The sequence below is a fragment of the Streptomyces curacoi genome (assembly GCF_001513975.1).
In the GTDB taxonomy this organism is placed as follows: Bacteria; Actinomycetota; Actinomycetes; order Streptomycetales; family Streptomycetaceae; genus Streptomyces; species Streptomyces curacoi.
In genome coordinates, this window is sequence record NZ_KQ947998.1 from 37,264 (window position 1) to 55,476 (window position 18,213).

The following is an 18,213-nucleotide window of genomic DNA, read 5'->3' on the forward strand; positions in this document are numbered from 1 at the left end:
GGCCGCTCAGTACAAGGACCAGCCGCGCCCGTCGTGACGCGACTTCACACCGGACCGGTTCTCGGACTCCGCACGCCGCTCGTCATCGAGCTGGCGCCGCTCCTCCGCAAGTCGGCGCTCCCCCTCCGCGGCGAGCTCGTCACGCTCGCGGTCGGACATGGAAGCCCACTTCTCAGCAAGCGGAGCTGCCTGCTCCACGGCCTGCTCGGCGTACGCCGACACATTGGCGGCCTCGCGCAGGCTCATGCGCCCGGAGAGGACCTCCCGAGCCATCTCCTTGAGGGCGTCGCCTCCCAGCCCCGAGGCGAGATGCTCCAAGGACTGCCGCAGGATCTTGACCTGGGCGGGGTCCTGCTGGGTCATCTCCAGGAACTCGGAGTCGTCCACGGGCTTGCCGGAGCTGTTGGGAGAGCTGTCCAAGGGGTACCTCATCGGAGGGTCGGCGTGAATCGACCGGCGTGAACCTACCAATGCACCTGCGAACGGTTCAACACACAGCCGGTGCGGGAACCTCATGGATTGTGTCAACGCGCTGAAGACCGCCGCTTGTTGGCCTTGCGGAGCCACCTGTTGGCCAGCTTGATCGTTTACTTCAGGGCCGATCACGTATGTCCCGGAATTCTCCGAATTCCTCCCGAACGAACTCGCCGTCTGCCGCTGGGCAGTGGCAGCTCACCCCGTGTACGGAACCGGGTCGAGGTGACTCAGCCGGAGCGGGAACGCGTCCGACATCCGGCTCCATCCCTCGCCCCAGAAGCGGACCGTGCACCACGAACCATCGACGAAGCCGATCTCGTGGTCGCCGCCCGCCACGTCACTGCGATCCCGGATCCAGGTCACATTTCGAATATCAGTGGCCCACCCCGCTTCGACCAAACCGGGCTGGCCGGTCAAAGAACGCACGCGGGACACGTACACGATCTGCAGGCGGCGGTCGGTCACCTGCATCACCAGGGCTACCTGGCTTGCCGGGTTTTTCGTCCGAGGCACCAGGCCGCGGGCCAGATGGCCGGCCATGCTGTTCCAGCCGCCGTGGAACGGCTTGCCCGGCCTTTTCTTCTCACGCTCCATCAATGCTTCGACCAGCCACTCGACCGGGTTCCAGGAGGTGGCCGTGAATATCCTCACGAGCCAGTACACCGGCTTCAAGAACAAGCCACCGAGCGTACGGCGCTCGGATCGCAGAACGCGCGGGCGACGAAAACGGCTCGGTGACGGTGCTCGTTCGGCCAGAACGACCCCGTGATCAGCACGCAGCACCTCACCGGTCGGCACCAACGCCCTCGCCCGCTCGAACTCGAACCTGTTGCGGACGGAGTCCGTCTGATTCCTTCTAGCCACCCGAAATCGCCCTTCGCTGTCCAGCCCAGGTTCTGACGAGGTTCGGTACGGCGGTTTGAGGCGCTGCGAACAAGAACGCCGGCTCGTAACCCAAGGCCCCCGCCTGGATGATCACCGCCGCGAATGTAGCGCATGAGGCCGGTCTCGTGACCCTTGAGCCATTGCGCAGCGCCACCCTGGTAGCTCCCCCTCCTGCGTATGTGCGTGAATGCGGCGCGTGTGGTGGATGTTCAGCGGAGGACTGCTGGACCTACGACAACCGCCCCCACTCGTGGACGGAGTTGCAGCCTGCCCCACTTCAGCGCGCACAGACGGCCACGGAACTCAAGTTCAGTTGCAGCCCTGGGCGTCCTGGCCGCGCTCGTGGGCGCACTCGTCCTGTGACGCCCTTGTCCGCATCCTGAGGAACCTCAATGACACAACCGCACGGGTACGGGAACGCCACGACGGACGCCCCGCCAGGAGACCGGACGGACGGGCCTCGGCCGCCTCATCGGCGTGGGCGATCGGCCACTGTCCATGGGAAGCTTCACCACTTCGGGGAGCTTCACCATCTGCCAAGGGCTACTGACAGCCCACCGATGGCGTCCCGTTCAGAACTGTCCTGGCGGCGGGGCCATGCCCGTAACGCCGGAAGCCGCCCTGCGACGGCCCCGCAGGGCCAAGAACAGCCCGCCGATCAACATCAACAGCCCTACGCCGGCGGCACCCAGACCGGTCAGCCACACTTCCTGCTCCATCGGAGGATGGGTGGTCCTGGGCGTGCCCACGGGAGTTGCGAAGTGCTTCTTGCCCTCGTATTTTACCGGCACTGTCTTGTCATCAAGCGGCGAGGCCGCGGCCTTCACGGCGGCGGGTGCATTGATCTGCCCGTACCCGAGGAGAGCGTTCCCACCACCTTGAGGGTGGCGGGCAGTGCTGGTGAGGATCGCACGCACCTGGGCCGGCGTGAGCTTGGGGTTCTGGGAGAGCATCAGCGCCACGACGCCTGACGCGAGCGCAGTTGCCGGAGACGTGCCCTGGATCGACTCGAGGCCACCCGTGTTCTTCGCGCTGGTGATGTCCACACCCGGGGCGGCCACTTCGTTGTACGTGTGGACGGTCGAGAACTCGGCGTGCCCGCCACCCTGGTTCGTCGCTGCTACAGCAATCACGCCGGCGTAACCGGGTGGGAAGGCGGTCTCATTGAGTCTCCCTCCACTGTTTCCGGCCGCCGCGAGGACCGGCACGCCATGACTCACTGCATAGCCGATGACTGCAACCTCTGCCGAGTCCGCGAAGTTGGCGACTTCGCCGGTCCCCAGAGACAACGAGATCACATCGGCGCCATGGTCCACTGCGTAGTAGACACCGCTCGCGACCGGACTCGTGCCCTGCCGTCGCTCGACGCTGCCGTCTCCCTTCTCCTCCTCGTCGTTGAGAACCCTCACCGAAAGGATCTTGGCCTTGGGCGCGACCTTGAGCACGTCTGACGCCATGTTGGTGCCATGCACACCCCACTCGGGGCTCTGCCAGTCAAGACCATCGTCGAAGTAGTCGGGGCCGGTGGTCACTCTCCCCTTGAGCGCAGGATGGTCAGCCACCACTCCGCTGTCCAGGACGGCCACGATGACGCCTTCACCCTGATCGAGCTGGTGCGCTGACGAAAGACCAAGGGCATCGCTCTCCCACCCGCCGGGAATGGCAGATGCGGCGTGTGCGGGGGCCGTCGGCAGTGTGCAGAGGAGACCGCTCAACGCAGCTGTGACGACAGCAGTCCTCGTTCGTCGGTCGTTCACCAGTCCGTCCCCCCGAGCTGCAGGTCGTCCATGTGCAGTGAGAACATCTCGACGAGCGTTTCCGCCTCGGCGTACCAGGACTCCCGGTCGGCACTGACTTCGAGGTCGTCGTCCCCCCAAGCGCCTGGCAGGTTTCCTGCAAGCCGCCCGTCGACCGCGCCCGTGGTGGCGGCGATGGCATAGGGCATGTGCTCACCGCTGGTGGAGTCCAGCGCTACTCCGTTACGTACGTCCGCCTTCCAGCCGGCGGCCGGAGTGCCTGGCACGGGCAGGGGGGCCACCGTTCCCTCTGCTTCCAGTTCCTCGTAGGCCTGGGCGAGCTTCACATTCGCGCCGTCCCCGGGCAACACAATGAGTGCGACCGTAGCCACCATGTCCCCGGTGGGGTCGACATAGGTGGCGCGCAGCACGGCCTTGCATCCACCCGCTCCGCGTTCGCCAGTGTCTTCCCCGTCAGTCCCTTGCTACAGGACGTCTCAGGAGAGATTCCGAGCCGACGCCAGTACGCGTACTTGGGATTGGTGAGATCCCCGAGACGGCCGTCACGCCCTCCGATGGTGTCCGGAAAGATGCTGTCGGCGGGTTCATCCGACCAAATCACCTCTCCGTACTCGGGATTGTCTATCGTCTGCAGGCTGTTGCCGTAAGCGTGCGCAGCGAGCGCGCCGCCTCCCAAGGTGGGGAGCACGCCGAAGAGTCCGAGAATCGAACCGATCACGATGCGCGCAGTGCGCCTGCCGCCGCTTGGAGCACCGGGAGGAGCAGGGGGAGCCACTGGCTGCATCCCTGTAGGCACGGGCGGCCCTTGGACCGGCCCCCACTGCTGCTGGTGCTGGTGCTGCTGTTGCTGCTGCCAGCCGGCACACCTTCCCCGTAAGTCACGCGACACCTTATGGCGTTCGCGAACGCAGCGAGGCATGCCCTCGTGGGGTTCTCATGTGTGATTCGCGATCGAAATGTGCAGCCCGCCGATAGCTGACGACAGGGGTGCTGTACGGGCCGGTCGGCTTTCAAGGAACGGTAGAGCGGCGCATGAGTGCTCAAAGGACTGCGAGGGGGCGACGGGCCGCACGGATGAGCCGTGAAGGCCCTGCAAACAGCAGGGCCCGATTCCAGGCACTCGACGCCTGCTGGCTATCTTGTTGCAGCAGCTAATCGCTGCGCCATGCGAGACAGGGGGACACCAGCCATGGGAGCGGGCTTCAAGGTAGACATATCCGAGCTGGACTCACTGGTCAGGGAACTTCACCGAAGTCAGGACGAGATGCGTGCAGCGCTGAACGCACTGCGTGACACCGGCCCGAAGACCACGGGAAGCAAAGAACTCGACAACGCCTGCGACGAGTTCCACGACAGCTGGGACGACGCGATCACGAAGATCGCCGAGGGTACGCAGGCGATCGAGGACGGCGTGAAGAAGACCCGCGACAGCTACCGGGACGTCGAGACGGCCCTGCGCGACGGCTTCGCCGGGAAGGGCGGCACCCGGTGAGCAGCGACTCGTACCCCGCGCTCGGCTTCGACCCCGCGCCGGGCAGTCCCGGCAACGTGGACTCACTCGCTGCCCGCGCCAAGAGGGCGGCGGACGCGCTCGACAACGCTCAGAACAGCATCAAGCGCCTCACGGGGAACGTCACCTGGGCTGGAGACGCCGCCTCGGCGTTCTCGAAGAAGGTCGGGGAACTGCCCCGCTATCTGAAGGACAGCCAGGAGGCGATGCGCACGGCGTCGTCGGAGCTGTCGAAGTGGCGCGAGGCACTGGCCCACTACCAGAACACGGCCCGCACGTACGAGGCTCAGGCCAAGGCGGCCAAGGGCCAGATCAGCACCGCGGAGAAGGCCAAGGACGCCGCGACGAGCCGCTACAACCAGGCGGCATCCGATCCCGCGTTCCGCCTCAGCGGCCAGTACTTCACCGGCCCCGCTCTGCAGGACGCCCAAGCGAAGATCGACGCGGCGAGCTCTCGGCTGCAGCAGGCCGACGGCGAGTTGTCGGCAGCCTCGGCTCGGCTGGACCAGGCTGAGCGTGAACTCGAGGAGATCATCAAGCAGGGCGAGCGGCTGCTCGAGGAGCACCAGGCCGAGGCCCGCGGGGTCGCGAGTCACCTGCGCAAAGCGACCGAGAAGGCACCCGACCCAGGGTTCTGGGAGCGCCTGGGCGATGAGCTCCAGAAGTGGGGGCACAGCATCCAGGAGTGGTGCGCCCGGCACAAGGACCTGCTGAAGACGATCGGTGACTGGCTGAGCAACATCTCCGCCGTCCTCGGCATCCTGGCGCTGCTGACCCTGTGGTGCCCACCGCTGTCCGGGGCGCTCGCGCTGGCCAGTGCGGGCTTTTCGGCGGGGGCGCTCCTGACCCATGGTGCGGCCAAGATCGGTGGCGCCGATATCGGGCTGATGGACCTCGCGGGCGACGCTCTCGGCACCGTTCCGGGCTTGGGTTTCGCCAAGACAGCCATCACCGGCACAGCGAAGGTCGTGGTACGCGCTGAGAAGGCGGGAGAACTGGTGACATCGGTCGACGGTGCGGCGAGGGCCGCTCGGCTGGGCAAGCTCGTGGATGACGGAATCGCAACAGCGGAGGACTTCGGTCGAGCGGGTAACCGACTCCTCCGCGGCGCTGAGGGCCAGGTCTTCGAGGCTCAAGGCGCCGCGAACAAGTTGAAGCTTGCCTGGGAGAATTCGGTGGCCAAGAACATGGGTGCCTCGATGGGTGAGACCGGGCTCAACACCATTGTCGCCAACACTCCAGGGCTCAGGAACCTCGAGTCCCTGCAAGCAGCGATACGTGCCGACGGAACCTTGGATCCAACGTCCTGGTGGTCGAAGGGCCCCCAGCTCGCGATGCAGGTGCCGGGCGCCGTGAGCGGCATTTATGACAGCGTGACGGGAGATTAGCCTTGGGAGTCACGCCGTCCTCCAATTCGGTCGCCGATCCAGTCCTTCCGTTCCCTTCGAGGCTGGGGCTCCTACTATGGTTCATGCTGCAGTGGGTCCTCATTCCGGTAGAATTCGTTGCCAAACTTGTCTGGCTTCTCATGGTCCTCTTCGGAGACGGCCATGAGGATGATCTGATGCGGATCCTCAACGCTCCCGCCCGATTCATCTCACCTGGCAAGCTGGCGCTCCGCCTCTCTCGCAGCCCGATCAAGCACGAAGCCTCCTTGGACCGGGAGTTCGCCCGGCTGGCCGGGGAGATCGAGCGACAGCAATTCGGCTGGCGCACGACGATCTATCACTTCGTCATACTGACCTCCATGCCTGACGGCGCACGCCTGAAGGGCGTCGCGCTGCATCCTCGTGAATTCCGGGGGTCCCCGGTGAGTGTGCTGACACGCCTGGCGCACAAGCACCTTCTCGCCCTGGACGTACCTACGGATCTGCGTCGAGGTGTGATTCTGCGGCCGACCCACAGGAAGATTCTTTGATGTCCGCACCGAGTATCGAACTGCATCTGGACATGCCCGGTGGGTTTCACTCACTGGGACTCGACTTGGACGATGAGGATCGCCAGGAGCAACTCTGGTCCATCGCCGAGGAAGTCTGGCCGCACGGCACCGACTTTCAGCGAGAAGTCACCTTTCATTCCTACCGTGAAATGGCCGAACTTGCCCTCACCGAGAAGTCCTTCTATGCGGGCTTCTGCCTCGATGAGACGCCCGACGGCCGCATGACCACGGCATCGTTGATCGCCCGGCTCGACCCGCTCGACGAGCTGGACGCCGAGCTATCGGCACGCGGCCTCTTGGAGGCGCTGTCCGTGAACCCCAACAACACGGTCGAGCCGATCCGCGTTCCGGCAGGGCCCGGCGTCCTCGTACTGTGCGGGTTGGAATGGCAGTCGGACCCACAGGACGACACGGCACCATCCCTGCCCCTCGCCCGGGCCGACGTCTACCTCCCTCTGCCACGGATGGGACGGCTGCTCGTCCTGAGCCTCACCACACCGTCCCTGCCCGATCTTCCCTTCTACGTCTCACTGTTGTCGAAGACCGCCCACGACCTGACGGTGTCCAGCGGTTCAGCAGCCGACGCGAGCCCGGAAAGTGGGGACGAGCCACGGCCTACCGTCGCCGATCACGTGAGGGGCGACTTCGGGTAGCGTCTCGGGCTCGGCTCAGGCGGCCTGAGCAACAACCCCGGCAGCCCTGTCCGTGCTGATCTTCCTGGTCCTGCGGCTGCGACAGTCGCTGATCGGGGCTGGGGGCGGTGAGCCGGAGCGGCCGATGTGGGCATCGGGCAAGCTGACACATGATTCAGGCGCCGGGGAGGCGAGCGGCACCGGAGTGTGCTTCCGATGGGTCAGCCGAATCGAACGGCACAGCGGACGGAGCTGCCGATGGAGCTGCCAGTGGAGGCCGCCGACGCGGACGGAACCGGCAGAGCTGCCGGGGGGAGCGAAGGCAGCGGTCACCAGGCGGCGTCGTCCGCCACTGGAGCCGATGCCGAAGGGCTGACGCAGGAGCAGCGGAACGCGCTGCGCGACGAGGCCACGAAAAGCCGAGTCGGCACAGAACTGCCTTGCGGCCGAAACCCGGCTCAAAGAGGCGGACAGCATCGAGAACGACCTGGACGAAGGGCAGCAGAAGACGGTGGTGGCCTGGGCGGCATGCCTCCTGGTCACAGTGCTCCTCGGATGCTGGCTCTTCATGGTGAAGTCGACACTGCGTGACGCTCTGGTGCTGGCTGAGCGATCGCGCTCGCTGTCCCTGGCCTTCTCGGCATGGGCTTTGCGACGCTCGTCGGGCAACCCGGACCCCGCCGCGGTCTATCGCGCCCTGGCCGACCGCGTATCGCATGAGGCGGAGAGCGGACCCAGGGCCGTCCCGTGAGGTTGCGAGGCGCCTCCGCTCTGTTGACCAACGCAGCCCTGTCGTTCTACGGCGGGGTCATGGCGCTGATCGTTCCGCTCGCCCTTGGGGTGGGCGATCCCACGCCCACGGGCAAGGCGGCGGAGATCGCTTCCGCCCCGACCGGCCCGAACTGGGCGCCGTGGGTGACAACGACAGCTTCCCCCAGCGGCTGAGTGGTGACGAACGTGTGCTGCGCGCGCGCATTTCTGGGTACGACGGTCATGGGGCGGACAAGCAGCGGATCTGCCTGGACACTTCCGGGGCCCCGTGCAGCTGCATGTCCACGGAGACAGTGCCAGGTACGTGGACACCGTGGGGCACTCGGAAGGCCATCTGGTCTGGGTGCCGGACCGCAACCGGCACGGAGGCCGCAAGGGGCCGCACCGTACGGGCGCGGTCTTCATCAGCGACGCCGGCTGGTTCATCCCCGGCGGACTCGCCCCGGACCACGAGGAGTCCGCACGTACGGCGGCAGATCACCAGGGTGCCGTCGACTCAACCGGGGAGAGCCGGCTGCTCGACCTCGACACCGGTTGGGTCCTCAGCATCCCGAACCGGCTGATGCACGTACTCCTGCTCTGGACGCTCTGCGTCACGGTGCTCGCGCTTCCCGTTCCGTCGGCGGCTTGGCGCCTGGTCGTCGGAATCGCCGGCATGGTTGGTCTTCTGGCGTACGGCCTGTACGCAGTCGCGAGCCTGGACCCGGCGGCACAGAAGCAGTCGGGCAGCAGCCAGGGTGCCGTGGGCTCTGCTTCGTGACGTCGCCCATCAGCTCGGCTTGAGGGGTTGCTCCGCTCGAGCCGAGCTGGTTGGCCCACGCCCCGGGAACACTAGACACCGCGCACGGTCCTCCTCACGCGCGCCCTGCCGCAGGACGTTGGCCAGTGCTCCATACGGACTCGCCAAGGAGGCCAGGGGCCGTCACAGGCCGCGCCGCGGGATGGGGATCATCTGGCCCAGGGCCACGCCCGCTCACTCCGCCGCTGGAACGTACAGGAGCCCGAGGGTGGCTTCGGGCAGCTTGCACATGGGCCACCTTCCCCGACCCCAGAAGCTCGGCGGTGGGTCCCGTCAGTGATCCCCAGGGCGTTGCGTCACTGAGAAGAGGTCGCCGACACCCGGAAGCGTCAGCACACCGCGTCCTTTGCTCGCCGCGGTACGGGCGTTAAAGGTGTCGCCCGCGTACCACGCGCCGTACTCCATGGCCTTGGGCCACCGTCGATACGTCCTCACCGGATTCCAGACGGACATGAGGCCGGTCAGCCTCTCGTGCTCGTCGTACTGGAGCTGGACGGCAGCGGTGTACGCCTCCCAAGTGCCCTTTGTCCTGCGCACTCGCGGGACCAACCGCCACGGGTGCGTCTCCAGGACACGACGCATGCGCCTGACGCAGCTGAGCGATTTGTGGCTGAGGTAGAGAAGAGCGGGGTAGCCGATAACCCAGGCGATCAGGGTAGGGCCCCCGATCTTGTTGGCCGTCTCACCGGCGTCAGGACTCATGAGGGCACTCACCGCAAGAAACGAGGGAAGGCAGAGAACCCACCAGATCGTCCGACGCCTCCTCACCTTGCGGTGCATCCTCTCCCAGGCGTCCCGGGTCTCCAGTTGGTCGAAGGCACGCTTGAATGCAGGCGCCGGGATTCCGGATGTTTCCAGTGGAACCGGTACTCCGGTCTCATGCAAAGGCAACTGAGGGCTCTTCCTTTTCATCGGCTCCCCTTTTACGTCGGTCAATCGGCAGGCACACGAGCAGACTCAGCCGGCCCCGCGGATCGAGCCAGTGCTCATGTCGCCGCCGGACACGAGTGCTTCCAGGTGCTGCTTCACCTGGCGTCCCGCGCGCCTCCGCCCTATCAGAACTGCCAGTACGGAGGTGATAGCGAGAGCGACCGTCGCGACGTCGCCGACGCCAAGAGTGATGACGGCCAAGGCCACGATGCTGAGTAGGAGCGCCTTCAGCACAGTGGAATTGGCTCTTGTCTCCACGGGAGACGCGGGGTGAAAGGCCCGAGCTTCACCCACTGCCGGGAGCGCCCAGTCCGCCGGAACAAGTGCGCTCGCCGGCAGGTCGACCGAAGCGTCCTCGGACTCAAGCCATCCGGCAACGTAACGCTGCCCGTCCAAAAGCAGTACGGCGTAGCCAACTGAATTCGCGTACGGGAGCTCGCGAGTGGGCCGTCGCCAGTAGACATGACCACGGGCACCCATGAGTGGTTGTGCCAGAAGCGAAGGGTCGACGATGTCATCCAGGTAGAGATACAGGTCACCGAACTCCGCGCTCGTTAGGCAAATGCGGGGCTTCAGGTGTTTGGTCACAGACGCGGACGCCGGGCGCTCATCGAGGGCCACCCCCACTCCGGTCACAGAGACGGGCAGTGCGTGGAGTGTGCCATGTTGTCTCGAACGGTGGAGACCTGCCACAGGATCGGAGCGCCAGCGGCCGAACAGGTTCATGAACCAGCAGAAGGCCAAGCACGCCAGGGTCAAGCAGACGGTCCAGAGGTCTGCACGCCCACCGATCTTCTCCTCAAGCGACTGTCGATCCCCGACAAAGAACCCCAGGTCGGGTGACGACGGCGCGAAGAGGACCCAGATTTCTTGCCCGGCCCTCGGCTTGTCGCCCGAGGTCATCTCCGCTTCAGAGGTTTTGGCCCCTTGGTCGAAAGGCACAGATACCAGCACTGTGGAGGTGTAATGCCCAGTGCGCTGACTGCTGACGTACTTCGTGGAGAGAACCTTCTCGATCTCGGTCGTACGCATTGCGGAACCGGCGTCGACGATCTCCCACGCCGCTGGCGTCGGAGAAACCGCTGCGTAAGCCACCAGAAACGCAGGCACCACCCAAGACCAGGTTGCGAAGCCGACCCAACCGTTGCGTTGCTCCACCCACCAGTGCCTGCCCTCCATGCCTGGGTCGTGGGCGGGGCGTCGGCGAAGAAAGAGGACGGCGCTGCCAGCGGCTACTGCTGCCACCACGAGGCAAGCAAAGAGGTCCCACCTCGGTGGGCGAGTGGAGGGCTGAGCAAGAACGGCAACGATCGTCGCCAAGATGCTGAGCCCCAGCAGAGCCGAGCAACGAGCCGGAAGGCTGGACCTTGTCATCATCCGAAATCTTCCTCAAGACTGCGCTGCTTACGGCCGAACGCCGTGTTCGGCTCGTCTGCGGCCTTGTCCTTTTCCTTGCCGTTCTCGTCGTCACTCGCGGTGAGCTCTCCGCCTGCGCCTGCCAATCCGGCACCCACGCCACCGGCGGGCACTTCAACGGCAAAGTCAGGGTTCTGGCCACGCTGCCCGTATCGTGACGAATCCCAGCCCGGCGCATCGGTGAGGTTGTCCCTGTAGTGTCCGGCACCGCCCACCGTGGCTCCGCCAATTGCCCCACCTACCGCATTGACAAGGGCGTTCTTACCCCACTCGGGGTCTTCATCCGTCGTGAGAGCGGTATGGGCATCCACCGCGAGTCCGCCAGACACATTGCCGACAACCCCGCCGGTGATGTTCTCGGTCAGACTCTGGGCAAGATCGCCCGGCGGACTGGCCATGCCATCCATGATCTTCCCGGCCTTGCCCGCTGCTGCCGCGCCCGCAGGGGTGCCGACGGCTGCCGCAAGCCCTCCCTGCCAGGTTGCTTCCCACACCTTGGCACCGTCGATGTCCTGGCCGGAGAGGCCAGCGCCGAGCAGCGTGCCACCAGTGTTGCCAGCCCAGTTGACGAAGAAGCTGGCAGTCAGCTTGGTCATCTTCCCGGCCTGCTGGTATGCCCGGATTGCCGCTGCGATGCGTCGGAGCAGCGTACCCAGGCGGGCCGAGATACGGACCGCCTGGGCGGCGAGTCGAGCGACATTCGCAGCAGCGGCCCCACCCGCGACACCAAAACTCACAAACGACAAAGCCACGCCAACGCCGATCGAGACGCCAATTTCGGCGTAGATCGCGTGAATCTCGTCGTTGACGTTCTCGATCTCATCGGCCACTTCATCGAGCTGCTTGGCGATGTCGTCGTACTCTTGGACGCCTTCTTCGACTGCAGCTTTGACCTTACGCCAATGCTCCCTGAAGGCTTCCGCAGCTTCACCGCGCCAGGTGTGACCGACTGTGTCTTCGACTTTTCTGTCGAGCGCTTTGAGTAGGCCATCCGCGCCCGCCACCTCGTCCTTGAGCTGTCGCCAGGCCTTGGCAGCCTGCCTCAACTCATCGGGCCGACCACCGGGATTGACGAGCTCCAATCCGAGTTCGACGATCTCCTCTGCTCCCGACTCCTTGCCACTCACTTGTTCCCCCCGGAGGCCTTACCAAAGAGCACAGCCAGGTCCTCATCATTCACTTCGGTGTTCTTGTTGACCTTCCTCAGGGCGTCCGCGATAGCGTCCAAATGTTCATGGAGGGCCTTCATTGCAGAGGCTGCGGTGGTCGAGTACTCGATGTACGCGTTTCGGACCTCGTCCGATTCCGTAAGAAGCCCAAAGCCGTCAGAGATTGCCTCTTCACCGGTCTCGTTCTCGAACTTCTTGAGATACGCACGCAGGTCGTACGCCTGGAGCTCGAATTGCTTGGCCAGACCTCTGCCTGCTCCCTCCGCGTAGAATGCCTCACCGTCAGCCACTTATTTCCCCCATCCTTGAATGACTCGCCAGAGCCGATTCATGAAAGCTGCCTATCGCTATGGCAGTCGGCCCTGAATTGTGTACCGTTGTTTTTTGTCACGTCTGATTGCCGTGTCTTATGCCATCCTGTCCCAATTCTCCCGCAGCGCTGTGCCATCTCCGGCTTGAGGGCCCGAGAAGCAGCACAGGCATGCCCCTTTTGACACGCGGATGTCGAGTCCACGCGAGCGAGCCTGTACCAGCCCGGCACGAATATGGCGAGCTCTTACTGTCCTTGGTGGGGAGGCTGTTGGGCGTAGGGGTTGGGGTGCTGCGGGGACTGGCCGGGAGGCGCCGGGTATCCCTGACTGGGAGGTGTGTTGGGGTACGGCTGGTAGCCCGTCGGGGGCTGGGGCGGGTAGCCCGTGCCGGCAGGCGGGGTTCCGCCGCCCGAGCCGGGGCCGCCGTTACCGCCGTTGCGGCGGCTGCGGATCACCACGGCGGCAATGCCGATGACGACCACGACCGCTGCGATGCCGGCGATGAGAAGGATGCTGCCCGAGGAGGACTTCTTCTTCTTTTTCTTCGCCTGGCTCGTGCTGTCGTCGTCGGACGCGGTGCCGGAATTCGTGGACGTGGACGGCGCGGACTGGGCGAGGGGGCCCTGCTTGGGGCCCTTGGGGATGTCCCTTGTCAGTGCCGCGTACGGGCGGATGATGCCGTAGCCGTACTCCTCGTCGGGCACCTTCTTGACGTCGTGGTCGAGAAACGTGGCTGATTTGATCAGGCGGTTGATGACCTGGCCTGCCGTGAGGTCCGGATACTTGGCCCTGACCAAGGCCGCGGCTGCGGAGACATAGGCCGTTGCGTCGGAGACTCCACTGCCCTCCGCGTAACCGCTAGCTTCGCTTGTGTCTGCTCTGGCAATATTCACGCCGGGAGCAGTCAGCGTCACACCGGGACCGAAATTCGAGTTCTTCCAAACCTTCAGCGATTCATCAACGGCGCCAACGGCGACGACACCTGGAAGCTTGGCCGGATACTCCAGACCTGCAGTTCCGTCATTCCCTGTGCCTGACACAACGACAACGTTGTGCTGCAATGCATATTTGATTGCCTCGGTCGCCTCAGGGTCCGGCGAGGTGGAAGAGCCGCCAAATGACAGATTGATCACATCTGCACCCTGATCAACTGCGTATCGGACTCCCTCTGCCCACTGGTCGTCGCGGTAGTCGTCACCTGTTGAGGAGGCCTTAATTGGAAGGATCTTAGCCTTGGGCGCCAAGCCGATCACGCCCTCAGAATTGTTCGTTCCGTGTCCGTGACCGGCGATAAGACTCGCCATGCCGGTGCCATGCCCGTTGGTGTCATTCTGGGCATCACCACTTCCGGTGACATCCATGCCCTTCAAGACCTGCCCGGTCAGATCGGGATGGCTACCGTCCACTCCGGTATCAACGACGGCAACCGTCACCCCTTCGCCTTGTGACTCCGCCCAAACTTTCTTGAAGTTGATGACGTCGATGACCCACTGCTTGTCACGGACGTAATCCGCTGAGGCAGTGGGAGCCGAGGTGAGGAGCAAGGCTCCTGTCAATGCCACGACTCCCGTCGTGGACCAGAATCGCTTGACAACCAATTCCTTGCTCCTCACTCAACTAAGACTGGTTTCGCCAGCCTTCATTGCGGACCGGAACAGAACTCATCCGGTCGCTTGCCTGCCTATTCGATGGTGCGCGGCACGTTTCGTTTGCGGTCCTCTTCCGAGATCCAGGTCTCTTCGTCCTCGACCAGGTAATCGGGACGGTCGCCCCGGCTGTTCTCGTCCTCGGACCGTCGACCATTGCGACCGCCCATGCCACCAACTCCACCAGCCATGGCGCCACGCTGGGTTCCGCCACGGCTGCCGTGCAGGCCTGCGCCTCCACCGGCGCCCTTGCCCGTGACCCCCTTGGCCGCGCCGACCACACCGCCCCGAGACTTCGCGAGGGCTCCACGACCGCCAGCGCCAGCACCGCCTCGGCCAGCCGCACCGGCCCCGGCGCCGCCCATGCCTCCCATGCCAGCTCGGCCTCCGGAGCCGCGACCTGCTGCCCCGCCGCCACCAGCCAGACCACCACGAGCGCCTGCTGCTCCAATGCCGCCGCGTGCAGCAGCGCCTCGTCCGAGGCCAGACACTCCGCCGGGAGCCACCACGCCTGGGCCCTGAGCTCCGCCAGTACCGAGGCCACCGCCACCGCCGCTGACACCGACAGGGCCGGTGCTGGGACCAGTCCCGGTCAGGCCTGGAGAGATGCTGTCCACCTTCGTTCGAGCTGCCGGGAGCTGCGAACCACCTGTGATACCGGCATCTCGGGGCACCGCGGGCGCCGGCTTAATGCTAGTGGTAGGACCTGCACTCCAAGGCTTGTTAGCTGTGCGAGCTGTGCCCGGTCCTCCCGCCGAAGCGCTCGGCATTGTGATCGGAGGTGGCATCGTCACATCGGTGTTGGGGGGCTCGATGCCCTTCTTGTCATCTCGATTCGCCTGGGCCTGCTTGAGGTTCCCCGCATACACCTTGTAGTTGGCCGCCAGCTGCTCCATCACCGCCACGGCCTCGAGCTTCCGCTCCATCCCCAGCGACAAGTTTTTCTCGTTCGCCTTGGCCACGGCGTCGGCGCTGGCGCCTGCAGCCATGTCCTTCTTCATCTGGGAATCGTCTTGATCGTCATTGAGCTTGTCCCAGCCGCTCTCAAGCATGGAGGGTTCCTCAATGCCCTCCATCTTGGCCTTGGCCGTGTCGAGGTCCTTGCTGATCGCAAGAAGCTGCTTCGACGTGAAGTTGGCGTACGCAGCCCCGTTCCGAATCTGGAGCCCGATTTCATCCGCCCTGCGCTTAAAGGCCTCGGCCGCTGCGCCTTCCCAGTGTTCGAGGACGTTGTCGACAGCCGTCTTCAGTGCCCCGGCGATACTGTCGTTCGAGGAGACCTGGTCCACACCACCCTTCTCGCCGTCGCCGTCGCCGCCGGACAGGATGTTGTGGACCATCTTCCAGTGATCACCGACCGTCGCGATGACTCCGGGATTGGATTCCAAGATCATCCTACGCAGGCCATTGATGGAGTACTTCATGAACTCCGTCTTGAAGCCATTCTCGTGATCAATGGGCTTGCCCTCGCGCTTGACCGTGTCGGACTCAATGAGGCGGTCGTGCTCCTTCTTCTGCTCTTCCTTCTGTTCCTTTGCCTGGTTCTCTGCGACCTGCTGACCAGCCTTGTGATCCTGCACGGTATCCACGGCCAACTCCCCTCGTCAGTACTTGTCCGGACTCGATTACTTAGAAGCCAGATCGTTCTTGGTGGAGCCACCCGAGCCGCTGCCCACGCTGCGCTTGATCTCGTGCTCCTCGTCGTTGTACCTGTCCCGTACCTTCGAGGTTTTGGTGCTGAAGTCGTCGATCAGCTCATGGAGATCCTTGATCATTTTCTCGATCTTGATCTTCATTTCCTTCTGTGCCGCGTGCAGTTCCACGGCCTCTACGAACTGGCAAGACTCCTCTGTGACCTGACCAAAGGCGTTCGGCGGGATCTCCGTCTCGTACTTCGACGTCTTCCCGGCCTTGTCCATGTCATCCAGCAGCGTCCACAGCCGCCGAATGACCTCATCCAACGCGCTCAGATCAACGCGCATCCCGTTACTCATACCCCGTTGTCCTCTCCCCTGTTTCTCAAGTTGTCAGCACCCACTCGGTGCCCAAGCCATCGCCCAAGTCGGCCAGGCCGACCAAGTCGCCCAAGCGACAACCGGGTCCGCTAACCCGACTGCCCAGCCCGCCGACTACGCCAATCCCGCAAAGCCACCCCACTCCCCGCAACCACCAGCGCCACAGCCAACCCGGTCCCCAACACATAGATGGCTACCCGGCGTTCCCGCTCAGCCTCGGTCTCCCCCAAGGTCACTGCCATGGGAACCACCCCACCCGCTCCCGGCGCAACCGGCGGATCCGGTTCCGGAGACGTGCCCGGTGTTGATTCCTCCGACAGCGCGGCGACCGGGTCGACGACGCCCCACCCGATGTAGCGGTTGGGTCCGCGTCCCGGGCGTTGGGCGGTTTCCTCGATGCGGGTGGCGATCTGGGCCGCGTTCCACGTCGGGTACTTGTCCTTCAGGAGAGCCGCGACCCCGGCGACATACGGCGCCGCGAAGCTCGTGCCGTCGGCGGTGCACTGGCCGCCGACGGGGACCGTGGAGACCATGCCGACGCCCGGTGCGGCGACGTCGACGAAGTTGCCCGACTGGGAGAAGACGGCGCGTTCGTCGTTGCGGTCGGAGGCCGCAACCGCCAGGACGCCGTCGTACGCGGCGGGGTAGGTGTTCGCGGACTTGCCGTCGGCTCCGTCGTTGCCGGCGGCTGCCACGATCAGGGCGCCCTGGCGCACCGCGTCCGCCACGGCGGCCTCGAGGATCGGGTCGTCCTGCCTGTTCTGGGTGTCCGACGAGATGTTGATGATCTTCGCGCCCTTGGCGACCGCGTAACGGATCGCGTCGGCCATCGTCTCCGCGTCGCCCTGCTTCTCCTCCCCGCCCGTGTAACGGAGGGAGAGGATCTTGGCGTCCGGTGCGATGCCCACGAAGCCAGTGCCTTTGAGCGGGCGGGCCGCGATGATGCCTGCGACCCGGGTGCCGTGGCCTTCGAGGTCCTTGGTGGCGGGACCGTCGACGAAGGTCTTGCTGCCTGCGGCCATGGCCTTGGTCAGTTGCCGGTTGGAGGCGTCGACGCCCGTGTCGATCACCGCGACCGTGACGTCCTTGCCGGTTGCCTGTCCCCACAGCTGGTCCAGGAGGATCCGCTGGAGCGACCACGGCGTGGACTTGATGACCTTGCCGCCGAAGACGCATTCCGTGCTGTCCGACAGGCCGAAGTCCGTGCTGTCGGAGGCGCGGGCGCCTGCGCCGGCAAGGCGGGTGGACACCGCCGCGTCAGCCGGAGACGGACCGGCGAACGCCGGCGGCGTCGACGCAAGGCAGATCCCCGTCGCCGCGAGCACGCCGAAAACCCGCTGCAGTGCGCGGGTTCCACTGTTGCGGCTACGCGAGCGGGCTGTCCGGCCCTCCACGTTCAGGCCCCTCATGTTCAGGCCCCCCAGGGCTTCCTTGCTGCCTTGCTTCCTTCGAAGCTGGGTCATGTATGTGTCACGTGTGTGGCGACGAGTGTGAATGTTTGCGGGATTTGGTGTGTGCGGTCCCGCGGGAGGCGCGTACGCCCCCGAAGCAGAGCTCGGCCCAGTCGACGCCACGGCGTCGGCTGGGCCGATTCTCTTCATCTCATGCCCCTCGGGCCGCCGACGGGCTCAGGCCCAGGTGTTGGCGTTGCTCTTCTCCGTGGCCTGGTAGTTCTCGGCCGCGCTCTGCAGCGCCGTGGAGATCTTCAGCAGGGTCGAGTGCAGGTCCGCGGCGGTCTGGTCCCACTCGCGCTGCTTGCGCTGGTAGCCCTCCTGCGCCTCACCTTCCCAGGTGGTGGCGACACGCTTGACCGCGGCCTCGAGGTCGTCGAGCTGCTGCTTGATGCGGCCGGCGGTGGACTTCACGTCCGTGGAGGCGTTGGTGATGGTTGCGTAATTGACGAGGATCGACATCGTCGTTCCCTTTCAGGAAGAATCGAAGGAAGTCTGTGGAAGT

The 18,213-nt window shown here is 65.1% G+C and carries 19 protein-coding genes; 6 read left to right on the top strand and 13 right to left on the bottom strand.

The window, feature by feature from the left end; genetic code table 11:
* Window positions 1-6: 6 nt before the first annotated feature.
* From AQI70_RS35155 to AQI70_RS35170, 4 genes are all read right to left on the bottom strand, one after another.
* Entirely contained in the window at window positions 7-420 is a 414-nt protein-coding gene (locus tag AQI70_RS35155; protein ID WP_062156574.1) for a hypothetical protein, read from the bottom strand.
* A gap of 252 nt (window positions 421-672) precedes the next feature.
* Complete coding sequence (locus AQI70_RS35160; RefSeq protein ID WP_159042740.1) at window positions 673-1,155, bottom strand: hypothetical protein; 483 nt, start codon at window positions 1,153-1,155, stop codon at window positions 673-675.
* Window positions 1,156-1,934: 779 nt separating this feature from the next.
* Window positions 1,935-3,119 carry a S8 family peptidase gene (locus AQI70_RS35165; RefSeq protein WP_062156501.1) on the bottom strand — a complete coding sequence of 395 codons (1,185 nt, stop codon included), beginning with the start codon at window positions 3,117-3,119 and terminating at the stop codon, window positions 1,935-1,937.
* On the bottom strand, window positions 3,116-3,529 hold the full coding sequence (locus tag AQI70_RS35170) for a hypothetical protein (RefSeq protein ID WP_062156502.1): 414 nt from the start codon (window positions 3,527-3,529) through the stop codon (window positions 3,116-3,118). Before AQI70_RS35170 ends, AQI70_RS35165 begins: the two co-directional genes overlap by 4 nt.
* Before the next feature lie 854 nt (window positions 3,530-4,383).
* On the opposite strand from AQI70_RS35170, the gene AQI70_RS35175 reads away from it, so the two are divergent.
* The 6 genes from AQI70_RS35175 (at window position 4,384) to AQI70_RS35200 (ending at window position 8,731) form a co-directional block, all read left to right on the top strand.
* Entirely contained in the window at window positions 4,384-4,611 is a 228-nt protein-coding gene (locus AQI70_RS35175; RefSeq protein WP_244181968.1) for a hypothetical protein, read from the top strand.
* A complete protein-coding gene (locus tag AQI70_RS35180; protein ID WP_062156504.1) occupies window positions 4,608-6,017 on the top strand; it encodes a putative T7SS-secreted protein in 1,410 nt (469 codons plus the stop codon). The genes AQI70_RS35175 and AQI70_RS35180 overlap by 4 nt, the downstream gene beginning before the upstream one ends.
* 83 nt (window positions 6,018-6,100) lie before the next feature.
* On the top strand, window positions 6,101-6,547 hold the full coding sequence (locus AQI70_RS35185; protein WP_159042741.1) for a hypothetical protein: 447 nt from the start codon (window positions 6,101-6,103) through the stop codon (window positions 6,545-6,547).
* Window positions 6,547-7,221, top strand: a complete 675-nt coding sequence (locus AQI70_RS35190; RefSeq protein ID WP_062156506.1) for a hypothetical protein — start codon at window positions 6,547-6,549, stop codon at window positions 7,219-7,221. The genes AQI70_RS35185 and AQI70_RS35190 overlap by 1 nt, the downstream gene beginning before the upstream one ends.
* Window positions 7,222-7,974: 753 nt before the next feature.
* The gene (locus AQI70_RS39340) at window positions 7,975-8,145 is read left to right on the top strand and encodes a hypothetical protein (protein ID WP_159042742.1); all 171 of its coding nucleotides are present in this window, start codon (window positions 7,975-7,977) and stop codon (window positions 8,143-8,145) included.
* A gap of 139 nt (window positions 8,146-8,284) precedes the next feature.
* A complete protein-coding gene (locus AQI70_RS35200) occupies window positions 8,285-8,731 on the top strand; it encodes a hypothetical protein (protein ID WP_159042743.1) in 447 nt (148 codons plus the stop codon).
* A gap of 312 nt (window positions 8,732-9,043) precedes the next feature.
* On the opposite strand, the gene AQI70_RS35205 is transcribed toward AQI70_RS35200, so the two are convergent.
* The 9 genes from AQI70_RS35205 to AQI70_RS35245 all read right to left on the bottom strand — a co-directional run bounded on the left by AQI70_RS35205 (window position 9,044) and on the right by AQI70_RS35245 (window position 18,170).
* On the bottom strand, window positions 9,044-9,682 hold the full coding sequence (locus AQI70_RS35205) for a hypothetical protein (protein WP_159042744.1): 639 nt from the start codon (window positions 9,680-9,682) through the stop codon (window positions 9,044-9,046).
* Window positions 9,683-9,727: 45 nt separating this feature from the next.
* Window positions 9,728-10,858: a hypothetical protein gene (locus AQI70_RS35210; protein ID WP_159042745.1), complete on the bottom strand. Its 1,131-nt coding sequence runs from the start codon at window positions 10,856-10,858 to the stop codon at window positions 9,728-9,730.
* Window positions 10,859-11,073: 215 nt separating this feature from the next.
* On the bottom strand, window positions 11,074-12,243 hold the full coding sequence (locus AQI70_RS35215; protein ID WP_062156511.1) for a WXG100 family type VII secretion target: 1,170 nt from the start codon (window positions 12,241-12,243) through the stop codon (window positions 11,074-11,076).
* Window positions 12,240-12,575 (bottom strand): hypothetical protein, encoded by a 336-nt coding sequence (locus AQI70_RS35220; protein ID WP_062156512.1) that lies wholly within the window; start codon window positions 12,573-12,575, stop codon window positions 12,240-12,242. Before AQI70_RS35220 ends, AQI70_RS35215 begins: the two co-directional genes overlap by 4 nt.
* Before the next feature lie 266 nt (window positions 12,576-12,841).
* Window positions 12,842-14,209: a type VII secretion-associated serine protease mycosin gene (gene mycP, locus AQI70_RS35225; RefSeq protein WP_062156513.1), complete on the bottom strand. Its 1,368-nt coding sequence runs from the start codon at window positions 14,207-14,209 to the stop codon at window positions 12,842-12,844.
* A 68-nt stretch (window positions 14,210-14,277) separates the two neighbouring features.
* Entirely contained in the window at window positions 14,278-15,831 is a 1,554-nt protein-coding gene (locus AQI70_RS39345; protein ID WP_159042746.1) for a hypothetical protein, read from the bottom strand.
* 36 nt (window positions 15,832-15,867) lie between these two features.
* The gene (locus AQI70_RS35235; RefSeq protein WP_063801655.1) at window positions 15,868-16,236 is read right to left on the bottom strand and encodes a hypothetical protein; all 369 of its coding nucleotides are present in this window, start codon (window positions 16,234-16,236) and stop codon (window positions 15,868-15,870) included.
* Between the two features lie 110 nt (window positions 16,237-16,346).
* Window positions 16,347-17,507 (bottom strand): type VII secretion-associated serine protease mycosin, encoded by a 1,161-nt coding sequence (mycP, locus tag AQI70_RS35240; RefSeq protein WP_244181970.1) that lies wholly within the window; start codon window positions 17,505-17,507, stop codon window positions 16,347-16,349.
* A gap of 378 nt (window positions 17,508-17,885) precedes the next feature.
* A complete protein-coding gene (locus AQI70_RS35245) occupies window positions 17,886-18,170 on the bottom strand; it encodes a WXG100 family type VII secretion target (protein ID WP_003997455.1) in 285 nt (94 codons plus the stop codon).
* Window positions 18,171-18,213: the final 43 nt, after the last annotated feature.

Excerpts from the sequence above, each read along its gene's own strand:
- AQI70_RS35175 (WP_244181968.1), top strand. The coding sequence starts at position 4,384 with ATGCGTGCAGCGCTGAACGCACTGCGTGACACCGGCCCGAAGACCACG.
- AQI70_RS35185 (WP_159042741.1), top strand. The coding sequence starts at position 6,101 with ATGCTGCAGTGGGTCCTCATTCCGGTAGAATTCGTTGCCAAACTTGTC.
- AQI70_RS35190 (WP_062156506.1), top strand. The coding sequence starts at position 6,547 with ATGTCCGCACCGAGTATCGAACTGCATCTGGACATGCCCGGTGGGTTT.
- AQI70_RS35205 (WP_159042744.1), bottom strand. The coding sequence starts at position 9,682 with ATGAAAAGGAAGAGCCCTCAGTTGCCTTTGCATGAGACCGGAGTACCG.
- AQI70_RS35235 (WP_063801655.1), bottom strand. The coding sequence starts at position 16,236 with ATGAGTAACGGGATGCGCGTTGATCTGAGCGCGTTGGATGAGGTCATT.
- AQI70_RS35245 (WP_003997455.1), bottom strand. The coding sequence starts at position 18,170 with ATGTCGATCCTCGTCAATTACGCAACCATCACCAACGCCTCCACGGAC.